The sequence below is a fragment of the Methylomicrobium lacus LW14 genome, from assembly GCF_000527095.1.
Taxonomy (GTDB): domain Bacteria; phylum Pseudomonadota; class Gammaproteobacteria; order Methylococcales; family Methylomonadaceae; genus Methylomicrobium; species Methylomicrobium lacus.
Genome location: NZ_AZUN01000001.1, coordinates 3,783,845 through 3,798,534 on the forward strand (window position 1 = coordinate 3,783,845; position 14,690 = coordinate 3,798,534).

Annotated in this window: 14 protein-coding genes and 1 other RNA gene; 6 read left to right on the top strand and 9 right to left on the bottom strand. The window is 59.8% G+C overall.

All coding sequences use genetic code 11. From position 1 onward, the window contains the following. Window positions 1-23: 23 nt before the first annotated feature. The 7 genes from METLA_RS0117665 to METLA_RS23000 form a co-directional block, all read right to left on the bottom strand. Window positions 24-554: a hypothetical protein gene (locus METLA_RS0117665; RefSeq protein ID WP_024299806.1), complete on the bottom strand. Its 531-nt coding sequence runs from the start codon at window positions 552-554 to the stop codon at window positions 24-26. A gap of 120 nt (window positions 555-674) precedes the next feature. After that, window positions 675-1,013 (bottom strand): histidine triad nucleotide-binding protein, encoded by a 339-nt coding sequence (locus METLA_RS0117670; RefSeq protein WP_024299807.1) that lies wholly within the window; start codon window positions 1,011-1,013, stop codon window positions 675-677. Between the two features lie 212 nt (window positions 1,014-1,225). Beyond that, window positions 1,226-1,822, bottom strand: coding sequence for a recombination mediator RecR (gene recR / locus METLA_RS0117675; protein ID WP_024299808.1), 597 nt, complete (start codon window positions 1,820-1,822; stop codon window positions 1,226-1,228). 2 nt (window positions 1,823-1,824) lie between these two features. Continuing rightward, the gene (locus METLA_RS0117680; RefSeq protein ID WP_024299809.1) at window positions 1,825-2,148 is read right to left on the bottom strand and encodes a YbaB/EbfC family nucleoid-associated protein; all 324 of its coding nucleotides are present in this window, start codon (window positions 2,146-2,148) and stop codon (window positions 1,825-1,827) included. Between the two features lie 15 nt (window positions 2,149-2,163). After that, window positions 2,164-3,768: a DNA polymerase III subunit gamma/tau gene (gene dnaX / locus METLA_RS0117685; protein WP_024299810.1), complete on the bottom strand. Its 1,605-nt coding sequence runs from the start codon at window positions 3,766-3,768 to the stop codon at window positions 2,164-2,166. A 39-nt stretch (window positions 3,769-3,807) separates the two neighbouring features. Further along, window positions 3,808-3,904: signal recognition particle sRNA small type (gene ffs, locus METLA_RS22215), an RNA gene on the bottom strand. A 3-nt stretch (window positions 3,905-3,907) separates the two neighbouring features. After that, window positions 3,908-4,066 (bottom strand): hypothetical protein, encoded by a 159-nt coding sequence (locus METLA_RS23000; protein WP_161635428.1) that lies wholly within the window; start codon window positions 4,064-4,066, stop codon window positions 3,908-3,910. A 21-nt stretch (window positions 4,067-4,087) separates the two neighbouring features. Between METLA_RS23000 and hemL the strand changes: the two genes are divergently transcribed. Continuing rightward, complete coding sequence (gene hemL, locus METLA_RS0117690; protein ID WP_024299811.1) at window positions 4,088-5,365, top strand: glutamate-1-semialdehyde 2,1-aminomutase; 1,278 nt, start codon at window positions 4,088-4,090, stop codon at window positions 5,363-5,365. Between the two features lie 211 nt (window positions 5,366-5,576). Next, window positions 5,577-5,963: a hypothetical protein gene (locus METLA_RS0117695; protein ID WP_024299812.1), complete on the top strand. Its 387-nt coding sequence runs from the start codon at window positions 5,577-5,579 to the stop codon at window positions 5,961-5,963. A gap of 118 nt (window positions 5,964-6,081) precedes the next feature. Here METLA_RS0117695 and METLA_RS0117700 read toward each other — a convergent pair whose 3' ends face one another. Further along, window positions 6,082-7,704 carry a DHA2 family efflux MFS transporter permease subunit gene (locus METLA_RS0117700; protein WP_084480180.1) on the bottom strand — a complete coding sequence of 541 codons (1,623 nt, stop codon included), beginning with the start codon at window positions 7,702-7,704 and terminating at the stop codon, window positions 6,082-6,084. A 6-nt stretch (window positions 7,705-7,710) separates the two neighbouring features. After that, entirely contained in the window at window positions 7,711-8,736 is a 1,026-nt protein-coding gene (locus METLA_RS0117705; protein WP_024299814.1) for an HlyD family secretion protein, read from the bottom strand. An 85-nt stretch (window positions 8,737-8,821) separates the two neighbouring features. Here METLA_RS0117705 and METLA_RS0117710 point away from each other — a divergent pair, with 85 nt between their 5' ends. From METLA_RS0117710 to rbbA, 4 genes are read left to right on the top strand one after another with little or no spacing between them, the layout of a single operon-like run. Further along, window positions 8,822-9,430 carry a TetR/AcrR family transcriptional regulator gene (locus tag METLA_RS0117710; protein ID WP_024299815.1) on the top strand — a complete coding sequence of 203 codons (609 nt, stop codon included), beginning with the start codon at window positions 8,822-8,824 and terminating at the stop codon, window positions 9,428-9,430. Continuing rightward, window positions 9,420-10,835, top strand: coding sequence for an efflux transporter outer membrane subunit (locus METLA_RS0117715; RefSeq protein ID WP_024299816.1), 1,416 nt, complete (start codon window positions 9,420-9,422; stop codon window positions 10,833-10,835). The genes METLA_RS0117710 and METLA_RS0117715 overlap by 11 nt, the downstream gene beginning before the upstream one ends. Before the next feature lie 22 nt (window positions 10,836-10,857). Continuing rightward, entirely contained in the window at window positions 10,858-11,925 is a 1,068-nt protein-coding gene (locus METLA_RS0117720) for an HlyD family secretion protein (RefSeq protein ID WP_024299817.1), read from the top strand. Continuing rightward, entirely contained in the window at window positions 11,922-14,690 is a 2,769-nt protein-coding gene (gene rbbA / locus METLA_RS0117725) for a ribosome-associated ATPase/putative transporter RbbA (protein WP_024299818.1), read from the top strand. The genes METLA_RS0117720 and rbbA overlap by 4 nt, the downstream gene beginning before the upstream one ends.

Sequence of the window (14,690 nt, forward strand, 5' to 3'; positions counted from 1 at the left end):
GTTTTTCCGAGGCGCCTGTCCTGCTAATGCCTGTCGTGCATCGCGCCATGCGGGTGTCCCGGCATGGCGTCCGAGCCGTGATCGGCCAATTGGGCGCCGAACCAGCGGTGGATTGCATCTATCAGGCCGGCCTCCTTCGAGGCATAGGTGATTTCGGCGCCGTTGTCGAGTTCCTTGTATACGACATGAAGCTGTTCGGGTTTGGCGCGGCGCAATTCGGTCAGGCCGGGCATGTTCTCGCCGTGAATTTTGGCCGGATTGGAAAAGTCGCCGCGGCTGAATTCCTGTGATATTTTCTTCAGGTGCCGCCGAATCAATTCGATTTGTTCGGCATTGCCTTGTTCTCTGATAATCACCTGCTGAATCCCGCCCGTCTCGGTTTTGGCAAAGATGTGCCGGGTCTGTTTCAGGTCGAAAGGCATGACATGCATGCCGTGCCGGGTCACTTCCTCTAAACGTTCGGGACTCGCGGTTTGCGCCGGGGCCGGTTGCACGAGTGTCAGGCTAAGCGCTGCGGCAATCAATAAGGGATTCGGTTTGCTGGGGAGGGGCATAAAAGAGTCTCTATGGGTCGGAGAAATATAGAGTGTCCGATGCCGGGATAACCGGCGACACCACCTATTGGTCATCGACGCGTTGTATTTTTCTAATAAAAGCGCCTAATTGATTTTGAATTAGCCCGGCGGCCAATGCAGAGCTCGCCCGCCGAGCAGATGCAAATGCAGATGATAAACCGCCTGGCCGCCGTTCCGGTTGCAGTTGAACAGCGTTCGGTAGCCTTCCTCGGCGATGCCTTCCTGTTCGGCCAGTTTGACCGCGGTTTGCAGCAGTTGACCTCCCAGATGGGCGTCGTCGAGTTCGTTCAGCGTGGCGATATGGCGTTTCGGGATCACCAGGATGTGGACCGGGGCCTGCGGGTTGATGTCGCGGAACGCCATGAGGGTGTCGTCTTCGTAAACCACGTCCGGTTTGATATCGCCGGCGACCATTTTGCAGAATAAACAGTTCGTCATCGTTTTGCCTTGTTCCAGGGGAAGGTAATAATCATGGGTTGATGCGTAGAAGATATCGCATTGGATGATGCATTTTATACCGAACCGAAGTTTGCGGGGCTGACTTTAATCGTCGGAAACAATGTGCGCATCGCGCACGCTTTTTCAAAGCGTTCCGTTGGCAGGCCCAGAAGGTGCGCGATGCGTATGCGGCTTGAAATGGTCGGAGGGGCTTAAATCGTACGGCGCCCGTTAAACGCATGCAGCAGCGTGCCGCTGTCGATGAATTCAAGCTCGCCGCCCATCGGCACGCCGTGCGCGATGCGGCTGGCCTGGACATGGTGCTTGCGGGCGAGTTCGCCGATGAAGAAGGCGGTTACCTCGCCTTCGACGGTCGAGTTGGTCGCCAGCACCAGTTCCTTGATCTGGCCCGCGGCCAGCTGCTGTTCGAGCTGGTCGAGGCCGAGTTCGCCGGGGCCGATGCCGTCCAGTGGCGACAGGCGGCCGTGCAGCACGAAATACAGGCCCTTGAACACGGTCGCCTGTTCGATGATCCAGACGTCGGATGGGTTTTCGACGATGCAGACGAGTGATTTGTCGCGCGCCGGATTCGCGCAGAGGTCGCAGAGCGGCTTTTCGGTCAGGGTGCGGCAGTTGCCGCATTGGCCGATGCGGTCGATCGCCAGCAGCAGGGTTTCGGCCAGCGTGCGCGCGCCCTGGCGGTCTTTTTGCAAGAGGTGGAAGGCCATGCGCTGCGCGGTCTTCGGGCCGACGCCGGGCAGGCAGCGCAGGTGCTGGATCAGCCGGCCCAGGAGGCCGTTGTCGCGCATGCTTAGAACGGCATTTGAAAGCCGGGAGGCAAGGGCAGGCCGGCGGTAATTTCGGTCATCTTTTCTTTCTTCATCTTCGCGACCTTGTTGACCGCGTCATTGATCGCGGCCGCGACCAGATCTTCGAGCATGTCCTTGTCGTCGCCGATCAGGGACGGGTCGATCGTGACCTTGCGCGCTTCGCGCTTGCCGGTCATCAGGATCGTGACTAGGCCGCCGCCGGCTTGGCCGGTCACTTCCATCGCTTCGATTTCTTCCTTCGCGCGTTTGAAGTCTTCCTGCATTTTCTGGGCTTGCTGCATGATGCTGCCGAGAGGATTTTTCATGGGTATTCTCCTGGATTAAACGGGTTCAATGGTGCCGGGAATGACCCGTGCGCCGAAATGTTCTTTGAGGGCCTGAATGTTTTGATCCGCTTCGATCGCGTCGACCGCGGCCTGTTGCTGGTCTTCGCGCTGCTTCAGCAGTTGCTCGGCCGGCGTCGCGGTGGTCGGTTTTTCGATCAGGATCGTCAGTTTGAGCGGTTTGCCGCGCAAGGTGCGCAGCGAGGCTTGCAGTTTTTCGATGCGCATCGGCGACAGCATGGTCTGATACGCAGGGTCCAGCAACAGCGTGCAGGCATGATCGTCGATCGACTGCAAGGCGCATTGCTGCGCCAGTTGTTTGGTAATGCTCTCGAGCCGCATCGCCGCGATCATCTCCAGCCAGTTGTCGGTGGCGGGCAGGGCTGGCGCAGGTGCTTGTGTTCGGGGTTCTTCGCGCGCCGGTTGGCTCACGGCGGGCGCGGGTGCCGGCCGGGTCGGTATCGATGCCGGAGCCGGTTTCGCAGCCGGTTGCGGGCGTTTTTCCTGGGCGATATCCCCTGCGACCGGCCGAAACGCCAGCATGCGCAGCAGCGCCATTTCAAAGCCGCTTCTGGGGTCGGGCGCGAGGTCCAGATCTTTTTGGCCGAGCAGGCCGATCTGGTAATAAAGATGCACGTCTTCGGGCGGCAGTTGGGCCGCCAGGGTTTTGATCAGTTCGCCGTCGAGGCCCGCATCGATATGCACCGGCGCCTGCTGCAGCACCGCGATCGCATGCAGGGCTTGCAGGAGTTGGCGCAGCACGCCGCTGAAGTCGGGCGATAAGTCGGCCAGGCCGGCGATGATTTGCAAGAGGCCTGGCGCATCCTGAGCGGCCAGCGCATTGAGCAGGTCGCCGACCGGTTGCTGCGCAATCACGCCGAGCATCGAGCCGACATCGTCTGCAGTCACCTTGCCGTTGCCGTGCACGATCGCCTGGTCGAGCAGGCTCAGGCCGTCGCGCATGCTGCCGTCGGCGGCGCGCGCCAACAGCTTCAGGGCCGGGGCTTCGAAGGCGATGGTTTCCTGGTTCAGGATGAATTCCATCTGTCCGCTGATCTGTTCGGGCGACAAGCGTTTCAGGTTGAATTGCAGGCAGCGCGACAGTACGGTGACCGGAATCTTGTGCGGGTCGGTCGTCGCGAGCAGGAATTTGACATGCGCGGGCGGCTCTTCGAGCGTCTTCAGCAGGGCGTTGAAGCTGTGGCCGGACAGCATGTGCACTTCGTCGATCAGATAGACCTTGAAGCGGCCCTGGTTCGGCGCATATTGGGCATTGTCGAGCAGGTCGCGGGTGTCTTCGACCTTGGTGCGCGAGGCGGCATCGACTTCGATCAAATCCAGAAAACGGCCTTCATCGACATCGCGGCAGACCTTGCAGGCGCCACAGGGATTATAATCCTGTAGATTTTCGCAGTTGATGGCTTTGGCCAGAATACGGGCCAGGGTGGTTTTGCCGACGCCGCGGGTGCCGGTAAACAGATAGGCATGATGCAGACGATCATGCTGCAAGGCGTTAATCAACGACTTGACGACATGTTCTTGACCGACGATTTCGGAGAAATTATGCGGGCGCCATTTGCGGGCGAGAACCTGGTAACTCATTTCAGGCTCGGTACGGATAAAAAGCGAGTAGGGCGGTAACCGCACCAGCCACATCCCGGCACACGAATCTGCTGCTACCGTTGCTTCCTTCCGGACCTGGCGGGGTTTGCAGCGTATCGTTGCGAGAGGACCGATACGGTCACCATAATTCAGCCTTAGCGGCTGTGAGTTGGCTATTATCTGCGGGATTTGAAAAAAATGCAAGCCTTGTTGCAATAATTTTTTTTCGATCCCGAATCGGCGGTAACAGCATGGGCTTAATCATGCTAAAGTTAGCCGATTCGATAAGCGCATTCATTCTAACCTGAAAACGAACAATATGACAGCAGCAACCCTTTTTTCCGAAGCAAAACGCGTGATTCCGGGCGGCGTCAATTCGCCGGTGCGTTCTTTCAGCGGCGTCGGCGGCACGCCGGTCTTCATCGACCGGGCGCTAGGCGCGTATATTTACGACAGCGAAGGCAAGGCCTATATCGACTATGTCGGCTCCTGGGGGCCGATGATTCTGGGGCATGCGCATCCCGCGGTGATCGCGGCCGTCAAGGCGGCGGCCGAAAAGGGGCTGAGTTTCGGCGCGCCGACCGAAATCGAGACGCGCATGGCGCAAAAGGTGATCGAGCTGTTGCCTTCGGTCGAACTGGTCCGCATGGTCAGCTCCGGCACCGAGGCGACGATGAGCGCGATCCGTCTGGCCCGTGGCTATACCGGTCGCGACAAAATCGTCAAATTCGAGGGGTGCTATCACGGCCATTCCGATTCGCTGCTGGTCAAGGCCGGTTCCGGCGCCTTGACCTTCGGTGTGCCGAGTTCGCCGGGCGTGCCGAAGGCGGTGGCGGAAAATACGCTCACCCTGACCTACAACGACAGCGAGGCGGTTGCCGAGCTGTTCGCGCAAATCGGCGAACAGATCGCCTGCATCATCGTCGAGCCGGTGGCCGGCAATATGAACTGCATCCCGCCGGTACCCGGCTTTCTCGAAACGCTCAGGAAAGTCTGCGATCAATACGGCAGCGTACTGATTTTTGACGAAGTGATGACCGGCTTCCGCGTCGGTTTGCAGGGCGCGCAAGGCGTTTACGGGATCAAACCTGATCTAACCACCTTAGGCAAGGTGATCGGCGGCGGCATGCCTGTCGGCGCGTTCGGCGGCAGCCGCAAGATCATGGAATCTTTGGCGCCGGCGGGCCCTGTCTATCAGGCGGGCACCTTGTCAGGCAATCCGGTCGCGATGGCGGCGGGTCTCGCGACCCTGGAACTGATACAGCAGCCGGGTTTTTACGAAGCGCTCGGCGCGAAAACCCAAAGTCTGATGAGCGGCCTGCAAGCGGTGGCTGATCAAGCCGGCATCGGTTTCACGACTAACGCGGTCGGGGGCATGTTCGGGATATTCTTCAGCGCCAAGGACAAGGTGACAAGCTTTGCCGACGTGATGCAATGCGATCAGGAGCGCTTCAAGCGCTTCTTCCATGCAATGCTGGCGGAAGGCGTGTATCTCGCGCCTTCCGCATTCGAGGCGGGCTTCGTGTCGGCCGCGCACAGCGAACAGGATTTGAGCCGTACACTCGAGAAAGCGGCGCTTTGTTTCAAGGCACAGTAAGGGCCTGTTGCTCAAATGATTTTGGCGCGTGCCTGTAGGATTGATCGCATTCGCGAGGGTTGCTGGATTTACCTTGCAAACTATCTTGCGCGGAGGCTTGCCAAATAAATTATAAATTGTGGTAGAATCGCAGACGGTACACTAATACCGTTTCAAAACCGTTACTGATTTATAAAATCAAATAACAAAAAAAACAGAGGACTCTAACAATATGAAAATCATGAAAAAAATCGCACTTGCTGCACTGGTCGGCGCTTCCATGGGTGTTTTCTCTACCTCTGCAATGGCGGAAGCTTCTGACGGCAGAATCGTATATGCTCCAAAAGATGCGATTGATCTGACCATTAAGAAAATCGAAGCGGCTCTGGCTTCTGCAACTTCCGGCGGCGATGCTGAAACGATCGCCAGCCTGACCAAAGAAGCATCAGACATGAGCAAAGAAATCAACGCAAACGACAAGGTTGATATCGCTCGCAGCCGCGCTAACGTTGTATTGAAAAACGCTCGCAACGCTGCTAAAGCTGGCAATATTCCAGAAGCAGAACAACTGTTGAGAAAAGCGCTGCAAGACTTCACCGCGCTGAAAGGTTTACTCTAAATTCTTGCTTGAAAGCTTATCGGGAGGCTTCGTGCTTCCCGATAAGCTTATTCCGTTTACTTCCCGCTTCGCCTTACCTTTTTGGAAGCCCGGCCGAATCCCGGTGGGTTTCTTTCCCTCAATGCCCGCCGCTTGCTCCGCTGTCAGCCGAGACTTTGCTGACCCACGGCATCAGCAATAGCGTGGTAAAAAACACCGCCGCCAGAATATGAAACATCATATTCAGCGTCAGCACTTCGGCTTCGCGCATCGCCATTCCGTAAAGCTGCTTCAGCGCCGCCGATTCCGCATCCGGCAATCCGCTACCCGACAACCGCTCCCGCAAACCGCCCAATAGCGCCTGTGCCTGCGGCGAGCCTGGCGTCACATGCTCGCGCAGCGCCGCGTAATTGCCCTTGTTCAATTGAATCATCAGCGTATTCGCGACCGCGAGGCCGATCGCGCCGCCCAGGTTGCGCGTCAAATTGTAAAGCCCGCTGGCATTCTTGACTTCCTCCGGCGGCAAGGTGCCCAGCGCCAGGGAATTGATCGGCAGGAAACAATACATTAACGAAAAGCCCCGAATCGCCTGCGGCCAGAAAAACTCCCAGTAGCCGGAGTCATAGGTCAGATTGCCGTTCATCCAGCAACCCAGCGCGAAACCGGACAAACCCAGCGCCAGCATCAGCCGCGAATCGATGCGTTTCACCAAGGGGCCCGCGACGAAGGCGGACAGCAACTGGAACATGCCGGTGACCATGATGTACTGGCCGATCTGCAGGCTGTTCAGTCCCTTGACGCTGGCCAGATAGACCGGCATCAGAAACATCAGCGTGAACATGCCGATGCCGAGTATGAAACCGAGCGTGCAGCCAACCGTGAAGTTGCGATTGCGGAACGCCCACAGGTCGACGATAGGATGATCTATCGTCAGTTCGCGGTAAAGCATCGCCATGCCCGAGGCGACCGCGACGCATGTGAAAAACACGATCTCCCGGCTCTCGAACCATTGCTCCTTCACGCCTTCTTCCAGCACGAATTGCGAACTGCCGAGAAAGACTACGATATAGACGATGCCGAGAAAATCGATCTTCTTCAGCAAATCCCACTCGGGCTCATCGACACGCACGAACTGCCATGTCGCCAAACACACCAGCACGCCCGGCACCAGATTGATCAGAAACAGCGCCTTCCAGGACACGAATTCGGTCAGATAGCCGCCCAGCACAGGGCCCGCGGTCGGTGCAATCATCACCACCATGCCGACCACGATCACCATCGTCGGTTGCAGGCGCGGCGGAAACAAGGTGTAGATCACCGCAAATACGGTCGGTATCATCGCGCCGCCGAACAAGCCCTGAAAAGCCCGGAACACCACCATCGACGGCAGATTCCAGGCCAGCACGCAGCATAGGCTCATCAGGGTAAAACCGCCGCAGGACAGCACGAACAAGATGCGCGTCGAAAAGGCGCGCGCTAGCCAGCCTGACAGCGGAATGATCACGACTTCCGCCACCAGATAGGCGGTCTGCACCCAGGTGATCTCGTCCTTGGTCGCCGATAGCCCGGCCTGAATCTGTTCCAGCGAACTCGCGACGATCTGGATGTCCAGAATCGCCATGAAAATGCCGAAGACCATCGCGGTGAAGCCGAGCCATTGCGGGGTCGTCAGCTCGCCATGGGGTGGGTTTTCGATCGTTATTATTGCCGAGGCATGCTGCTTGTCTTCAGGGCGAGTGGGTAATGATTCACTGACGGACATGACCGTTTACCGCACTCTGACTTTGATCGTGGTCGAGAGCCCGGGCCTGAGGCCGTCAAGATCGGTGCCCGCGCGGAACTTGATCTTTACCGGTACCCGGCGCACAATCTTGGTGAAGTTGCCGGTTGCGTTTTCCGGTGGCAGCAGGCTGAATTCGGAGCCGGAAGCCGGCGCAAAACTGTCAACGATGCCCTCGAAAACGCGGCCGGGAGCCGCATCGACCCGAATTTCAACCGCCTGTCCCGCTGTCATCTGGGCGATCTGGGTTTCCTTGAAGTTGGCTTCGACAAAGAGGCCGTCGGCCGGAATCAAGAAGGCGAGCGCGCTGCCCGGTTGCACCAGCTGGCCCACCTGCACGCTGCGGTTGCCGATCACGCCGTCGAACGGTGCGACGATGCGGGTATTCGCCAGGTCGATCCGGGCCAGTTCCAGCATCGCCTCCGCCGCTTTCAGGCGGGCACGGCTTTCGGTCATGCGGGCATCCAGCGTAGACAGTCGGCTTTCCGCGCCCTCTTTGGCTGAAACGAATTTGTTGCGCTCGGCCTTGGCCTGTTTATAAGCCGAATCGGCCGCATCGCGGCTTTGCGCGGAAATGGCGCCTTCGTCGGCCAGGTTCGTAAAGCGTTTCAGATCCTTGGCCGACTTTTCGACGCTCGCTTCGGCCACGGCGATGTTAGCGTGCTCCTGGCGGATCATCGCACCCTGCGCCCGTTTGTCGGTTTCCAGCGTCTCGGCGCTGGCCTTTTCGAGCAGGACCTGTGCCTCGGCCTGCGCGGCCTTGGCCTGAAAGTCGTGGTCGTCGATCACCACCAACAGATCGCCGCGCTTCACATGTTGGTTGTCTTCGAGCAGCACTTCCTTCACATAGCCGCTTTCTTTCGGGCTGATCAGGCCCATGTGCGACTTCAGATAGGCATTGTCGGTGCTCTCGAAAGGATGCACGATTTTGAGCCAATAAAAGGCGCCGGCCGATGCCGCCAGCAGTAGGAGGGCGATCATGAACAACGGTGTCTTGTAAAAGGGAGTGTGCATAAATTAAGGATTGCTAAACTAAACGGTTTAGTTTATTTTACTCACGAACCCGATCCATAAGCAATCAAATTTTTAGAGTAAGATCATGACTCACGCTTCCCCATCCAAACGACAGGCCATCCTGGCTGCCGCAAGGCAGGCATTTCTCGCGCACGGCTACAGCGGCGTCAGCATGGAAGCGATCGCAGAGGCCGCGCCGGTCTCGAAGCCGACGCTGTACAGCCATTTTCACGGCAAGCAGGAACTGTTCTCGGCGGTGATCGCCGAACAGTGCGAATCCCTGCTCATAACGCTCGCTAGTTCGCAGGGCAACAACCAGAATCCCGAAGTCGGACTGAAAAGGATTGCCCGCGCTTTCGTCGATCTGATTTATGCGCCCGAGTCGCTGCAGCTTTACCGGCTGATCATCTCCGAGCAGCAACATTTTCCGGAATTGGGAGCTCAGGTCTACCGATCCGGCCCCGAACCGGTTCTGACGCAACTGTCCTCTTACCTTGCCGAGCTGGCCGCGAGCGACACGATGCAAATTGCCGATGTCGAGGCATCGAGCCGTCTGTTTCTGAGTATGTTGAAGGGGGACGAGCATTTTCGTTGCCTGCTTGGGATGCAGGACGGATTGAACGCTGCGGAGAAGGAAAATATGATCAATGCTGCCGTTGCCTTGTTTCTGAAGGGACATCGCTATGAAGCCTAGTCTAGCGTCATGTTTGATCGCCGCCGGTTTGGCCGGCTGCGCTATGGGGCCCGATTACAAGGAAACCGCGCCAACCGTTCCCGAGCGCTGGCAAGCCTCCGGCTTGAAACCGGCGAAAGAGGGCGCTACGCCTGTTGGCGCAGAAGCGTTGCGGCGCTGGTGGCAAAGTTTCGGCGATGCGGCACTGGACCGTCTGATGGAGCAGGCGCTGGCCGGCAACCTCGATATCAAGATTGCGCTGACCCGTATCGACCAGGCCCGCGCCGAGCGCCGCAGCACGCGCGCGGAATTGTTTCCGACCGTCAATGTGGCTGCAGGCGCGCAGCGCAACGAGAATCCGTTTCCGGGGTTCGCGCCCGGCCTCAAGTTCAATCTGTTCGAACTCGGTTTCGATGCGCTCTGGGAAATCGATCTGTTCGGCCGCCAGCAGCGGCGCCTGGAGGCCGCCTCCGCGGATCTGGAAGGCGCAGCGGAGCAATATCGCCAGTCGCAGGTCGTACTGACTTCCGAAATCGCGCGCACCTATGTCGATTATAGGAGCCTTCAGAACCAACTCAGAATTACGCGCTCAAACCTGGAGTCGCAGCAGAAGACGTTGCGATTGACCGAAAGGCTCAACGACGAAGGCGTCGGCACGAAACACGACGTGGTGCGGGCGAGGGCGCAGGCGTCCGCGACCGAATCCCAGATTCCGGCGCTCGAAGCCCGATGGGTTTCGGCCTTGCGCCAGCTCGAAGTGCTGGCGGGTGGGCGTCCCGGTTCCCTGGACAAGCAGCTGAATTCCAGCGGCGCGGTGCCGGCGGCGCCGGCGCTCGGGATTCTGGCTTCCCCGGCCGAAACGATACGCCATCGCCCCGACCTTCGCGTCGCCGAACGCAGTCTCGCGGCCGCGACCGCGATGCAGGGGGCTGCGATCGCGGAACTGTTTCCGAAGCTATCGCTGTCGGCCTTCTTGGGGCTGCGCAATACCGACATCGAAAGCTTGTTCAAATCGGCGTCGTTTTCCTACGGCACCGCCGCCAATCTGTTGCAGCCCTTGCTGAATTTCGGCCGCATCCGCGCCGGCATCGATTTGGCCGATGCGAAGCAGAAGGAAGCTTATCTGAACTATGAAAAGGCGGTGCTGGAGGCGCTGCAGGAAACCGAGATCGCGCTGACCCGCTACCTGAAGGAAGAAATCCGGCGGCAGACTCTAGCCCGTTCGGTGGCCGATCTGAAGGAATCGGTCCGTTTGTCGAATTTACGCTATACGGAAGGCGTCAGCTCGTTTCTGGACGTGCTGGACGCGCAGCGCGCTCTGTATATCGCCGAAATCGATCTGGCCCGCTCGGAGGCGGACACCGCGACCAATCTGATCGCCTTGTACAAGGCGCTGGGCGGCGGCGCGAACGCCCTATCGACATAACTGAAACCTGCCGGGAGGATTGATGAGCGCACAGACAAAATCGATACTGACCTGGATTCTTGCCGGAGCCGTGTTCGCGGCCGCGGCCGTCTGGTGGAGCTTGCGTCCGAACGGGCTGCCGGCGGGCATCGTTTCCGGCAATGGCCGTATCGAAGCGACAGAAATCGACATCGCCACCAAGACGTCCGGCCGAGTCATCGAGATTCTGGCGCACGAAGGCGACTTCGTAAAGGCCGGCGATCTGCTGGCGCGGATGGATTCGGAAGTGCTGCTGGCCCAAAAGGCCGAGGCGGAGGCGCAGGTGCGCCAGGCCGAAAACGCCTATCTGACCGCGAAATCGATCGTGGTTCAACGCGAGAGCGAACGCCTCGCCGCCCAGGCGGTTGTCGCCCAGCGCCAGGCCGAACTCGACGTTGCCCGCAAGCGTTTGAAGCGCTCGCAGCGGCTCGTCGGCGAAGGCGCTATCCCGCAGCAGGAAGTCGACGATAACCGCGCCCGGGTGCTGGGAGCGGAGGCGGCCGTCAGGGCCGCCGAGGCGCAGGTCGCGGCCGCGCGCGCCGGCATCGAGGCGTCGAAGTCGCAGGTGGTAGAGTCGCAGTCTTTGATCGAGGCAGCCAAAGCGACCGTCGCGCGGCTGAAGGCCGATATCGACGACCGCGCACTGAAGGCGCCGCGCGACGGCCGCGTGCAGTACCGGGTCGCCGAGCCCGGCGAAGTGCTCGATGCCGGCGGCCGGGTGCTGAACATGGTGGATCTGTCCGATGTGTATATGACCTTCTTTTTGCCTACCGAGGCCGCCGGTAATGTGGCACTAGGCAGCGAAATCCGCCTCGTCTTCGATGCCGCGCCAAATCTTGTGGTTCCGGCCAAAGCCAGCTTCGTCGCCAGTGTCGCCCAGTTCACGCCAAAGACCGTCGAGACCGAGAGCGAACGCCTGAAGTTGATGTTCCGCGTGCGTGCGAGGATCGCTCCCGAGCTATTGAAACAGCATCTCGAACAGGTCAAGACCGGTTTGCCCGGCATGGCCTATGTCAAAATCGACCCGGCCGTAGAATGGCCCGCCGAACTCGCGATCAAGTTGATCAAATGAACGGCCACACGCCTGCAGGGCCGGCCGTCCGCGTGCAGGGTGTCAGCCTGCGCTACGGCAGGAATCTCGCCCTCGACAACCTCAGTCTGGATATTCCGAGCGGCCGCATGGTCGGTCTGATCGGCCCCGACGGCGTCGGCAAGTCCAGTTTGATGGCGCTGTTGACCGGGGCAAGGAAAATGCAGAAAGGCCGGATCGAGGTGTTGGGCGGCGATATTGCGGACGCGGCGCACCGCCGCGCGGTCTGCCCGCGCATCGCCTACATGCCCCAGGGACTGGGCAAGAATCTCTATCTCACGCTCTCGGTATTCGAGAACGTCGATTTTTTCGGCCGCTTGTTCGGCCACGAGCAAGCCGAACGCCATCAACGCATCGCCGAACTGCTCGACAGCACCGGTTTGAGCCCTTTCCGCGACCGGCAGGCCGGGCAACTGTCGGGCGGCATGAAACAAAAGCTCGGACTGTGTTGTTCGCTGATTCACGATCCCGACCTCCTGGTGCTGGATGAGCCGACGACCGGCGTCGATCCCTTGTCCCGCGCCCAGTTCTGGGAGCTGATCGAGCGCCTAAGCGCGCGCCATTTGGGTATGAGCGTGCTGGTCTCGACCGCCTACATGGACGAGGCAGAGCGCTTCGACTGGCTGGTGGCGATGGATGCAGGCAAAATCCTGGCCACCGGCACGGCGTCGGAACTGCGCGCAAAAACCGGTGCCGGTACGCTGGAAGCGGCTTTTATCCGGCTGCTGCCGGAGGCAAAGCGCCTGGGCCACAAGGCAATCGTGATTCCGGCGCGGGACACCGGGGGCGAGCCGGAAATTGCGATTGAAGCCCATGATCTGACGATGCGCTTCGGCGATTTCGTCGCGGTCGATCGCGTCAGTTTGCGTATCGAGCGCGGCGAAATCTTCGGCTTTCTCGGCTCCAATGGCTGCGGCAAGTCGACCACGATGAAGATGCTGACCGGCCTGCTGCAACCGAGCGAAGGCGATGCTTTGCTGTTCGGACGGGGCGTAGACGCCGGCAATCTGGACACGCGGAGGCGCGTCGGCTACATGTCGCAGGCGTTCTCGCTGTATTCCGAACTGAGTGTGCGGCAAAATCTGGAACTGCACGCCCGGCTGTTTCACCTGCCCGAAGCCGAAATTCCCGTTCGCGTGACCGAGATGGCCGATCGCTTCGGGCTCGGGCCGGTGATGGACGTCCTGCCCGACAACTTGCCGCTGGGCATCAGGCAGCGCCTTTCGCTGGCGGTCGCGGTAATCCATAAGCCCGATTTGCTGATTCTCGACGAGCCGACCTCCGGCGTCGATCCGGTCGCGCGCGACAGCTTTTGGGAGCTGATGATCGACCTGTCACGCCGCGATCGCGTCACCATCTTTATTTCAACCCATTTCATGAACGAGGCCGAGCGCTGCGACCGCATCTCGCTGATGCATGCCGGCAAGGTGCTTGCCAGCGACAGCCCCGCCGCACTGATTGAACGCAGCGGCCATGCCTCTCTGGAAGCGGTCTTCATCGACTATCTGAAGGCAGCGAGCGGAATTGACGATGCGCCGGCCGGAGTCCCTGAGATCGGGGAGGCATCACTCTCTCCCCCTCTTCGGCCGGAGGAGAAGGAACAAGTCTCGCCGCATCCCCGTTTCAGCCTGTTGCGGCTGTTCAGCTATACCGTGCGCGAAACTATGGAGCTGCGCCGCGACCCGATTCGTTGGCTGATCGCCCTGTTCGGTACCCTGCTGCTGATGGTCACCTTCGGTTACGGCATCAGCATGGACGTCGAGGATCTGCGCTTTGCCGTGCTCGACCGCGACCAGACCCTGCTCAGCAGCAACTACGCGCTCGACCTCGGCGGTTCGCGCTACTTCATCGCTCAGCCGCCGATCACCGACTACGACGAACTCGACCGGCGCATGCGCAGCGGCGAACTGAGCCTGGCGATCGAGATCCCGCCCAACTTCGCACGCGATCTGGAGCGCGGCGATAACGTCAAGATCGGCGCCTGGGTCGACGGTGCGATGCCGACCCGCGCCGAGAACGTGATTGGCTACGTGCAGGCCATGCACCAGGTCTGGCTGCTGGAGCAGGCGCGCCGGCATGCGACGGGCCATGTGCCGGCCGGTCTCATGACGATAGAGACACGCTTTCGCTACAACCCCGACGTCAAGAGCCTGCCGGCCATCGTACCGGCCGTGATCCCGATGTTGCTGATGCTGATTCTGTCCATGCTCAGCGCGCTCAGCGTGGTGCGCGAAAAGGAGCTGGGCTCGATCCTGAATCTGTACGTCACGCCGGTGACCAAGCTGGAGTTCCTCGTCGGCAAGCAACTGCCCTACATCGCGATGGGGATGATCAACTTCTTTCTCGTCTGCGCGCTGGCGGTGTTCGTTTTCGGCGTACCGCACAAGGGCAGCTTCCTGCTGCTGACCCTGGCCGCGCTGCTCTACGTGACCGCCTCCACCGGCCTGGGACTATTGATCTCGGCTTTCACCCGCAGCCAGATCGCCGCCGTCTTCGCGACTTCGATCGCCACCATCATTCCCACCCGGCAATTTTCCGGCATGATCGACCCCGTGTCGTCGCTGGAGGGCGGGGCGCGCTTCGTCGGCGAGATTTTTCCGACCACGCATTTCATCACTCTCTGCCGCGGCACCTTCTCGAAGGCTTTGGGTTTCGCCGAGCTGAGTGCCTACTTGCTGCCGCTCGCCCTCGCCATTCCGGTGATTCTCGGTTTGAGCGTCATCTTGTTGAAGAAACAGGAGCGCTAG

What these genes read in the sequence shown, in the direction of transcription:
- dnaX (WP_024299810.1), bottom strand. Translation starts at nt 3,768, where the DNA reads ATGAGTTACCAGGTTCTCGCCCGCAAATGGCGCCCGCATAATTTCTCC.
- METLA_RS23000 (WP_161635428.1), bottom strand. Translation starts at nt 4,066, where the DNA reads ATGAATGCGCTTATCGAATCGGCTAACTTTAGCATGATTAAGCCCATG.
- METLA_RS0117705 (WP_024299814.1), bottom strand. Translation starts at nt 8,736, where the DNA reads ATGCACACTCCCTTTTACAAGACACCGTTGTTCATGATCGCCCTCCTA.
- METLA_RS0117665 (WP_024299806.1), bottom strand. Translation starts at nt 554, where the DNA reads ATGCCCCTCCCCAGCAAACCGAATCCCTTATTGATTGCCGCAGCGCTT.
- METLA_RS0117680 (WP_024299809.1), bottom strand. Translation starts at nt 2,148, where the DNA reads ATGAAAAATCCTCTCGGCAGCATCATGCAGCAAGCCCAGAAAATGCAG.
- METLA_RS0117710 (WP_024299815.1), top strand. Translation starts at nt 8,822, where the DNA reads ATGACTCACGCTTCCCCATCCAAACGACAGGCCATCCTGGCTGCCGCA.
- hemL (WP_024299811.1), top strand. Translation starts at nt 4,088, where the DNA reads ATGACAGCAGCAACCCTTTTTTCCGAAGCAAAACGCGTGATTCCGGGC.
- METLA_RS0117695 (WP_024299812.1), top strand. Translation starts at nt 5,577, where the DNA reads ATGAAAATCATGAAAAAAATCGCACTTGCTGCACTGGTCGGCGCTTCC.
- METLA_RS0117720 (WP_024299817.1), top strand. Translation starts at nt 10,858, where the DNA reads ATGAGCGCACAGACAAAATCGATACTGACCTGGATTCTTGCCGGAGCC.
- METLA_RS0117715 (WP_024299816.1), top strand. Translation starts at nt 9,420, where the DNA reads ATGAAGCCTAGTCTAGCGTCATGTTTGATCGCCGCCGGTTTGGCCGGC.
- METLA_RS0117700 (WP_084480180.1), bottom strand. Translation starts at nt 7,704, where the DNA reads ATGTCCGTCAGTGAATCATTACCCACTCGCCCTGAAGACAAGCAGCAT.
- rbbA (WP_024299818.1), top strand. Translation starts at nt 11,922, where the DNA reads ATGAACGGCCACACGCCTGCAGGGCCGGCCGTCCGCGTGCAGGGTGTC.
- METLA_RS0117670 (WP_024299807.1), bottom strand. Translation starts at nt 1,013, where the DNA reads ATGACGAACTGTTTATTCTGCAAAATGGTCGCCGGCGATATCAAACCG.
- recR (WP_024299808.1), bottom strand. Translation starts at nt 1,822, where the DNA reads ATGCGCGACAACGGCCTCCTGGGCCGGCTGATCCAGCACCTGCGCTGC.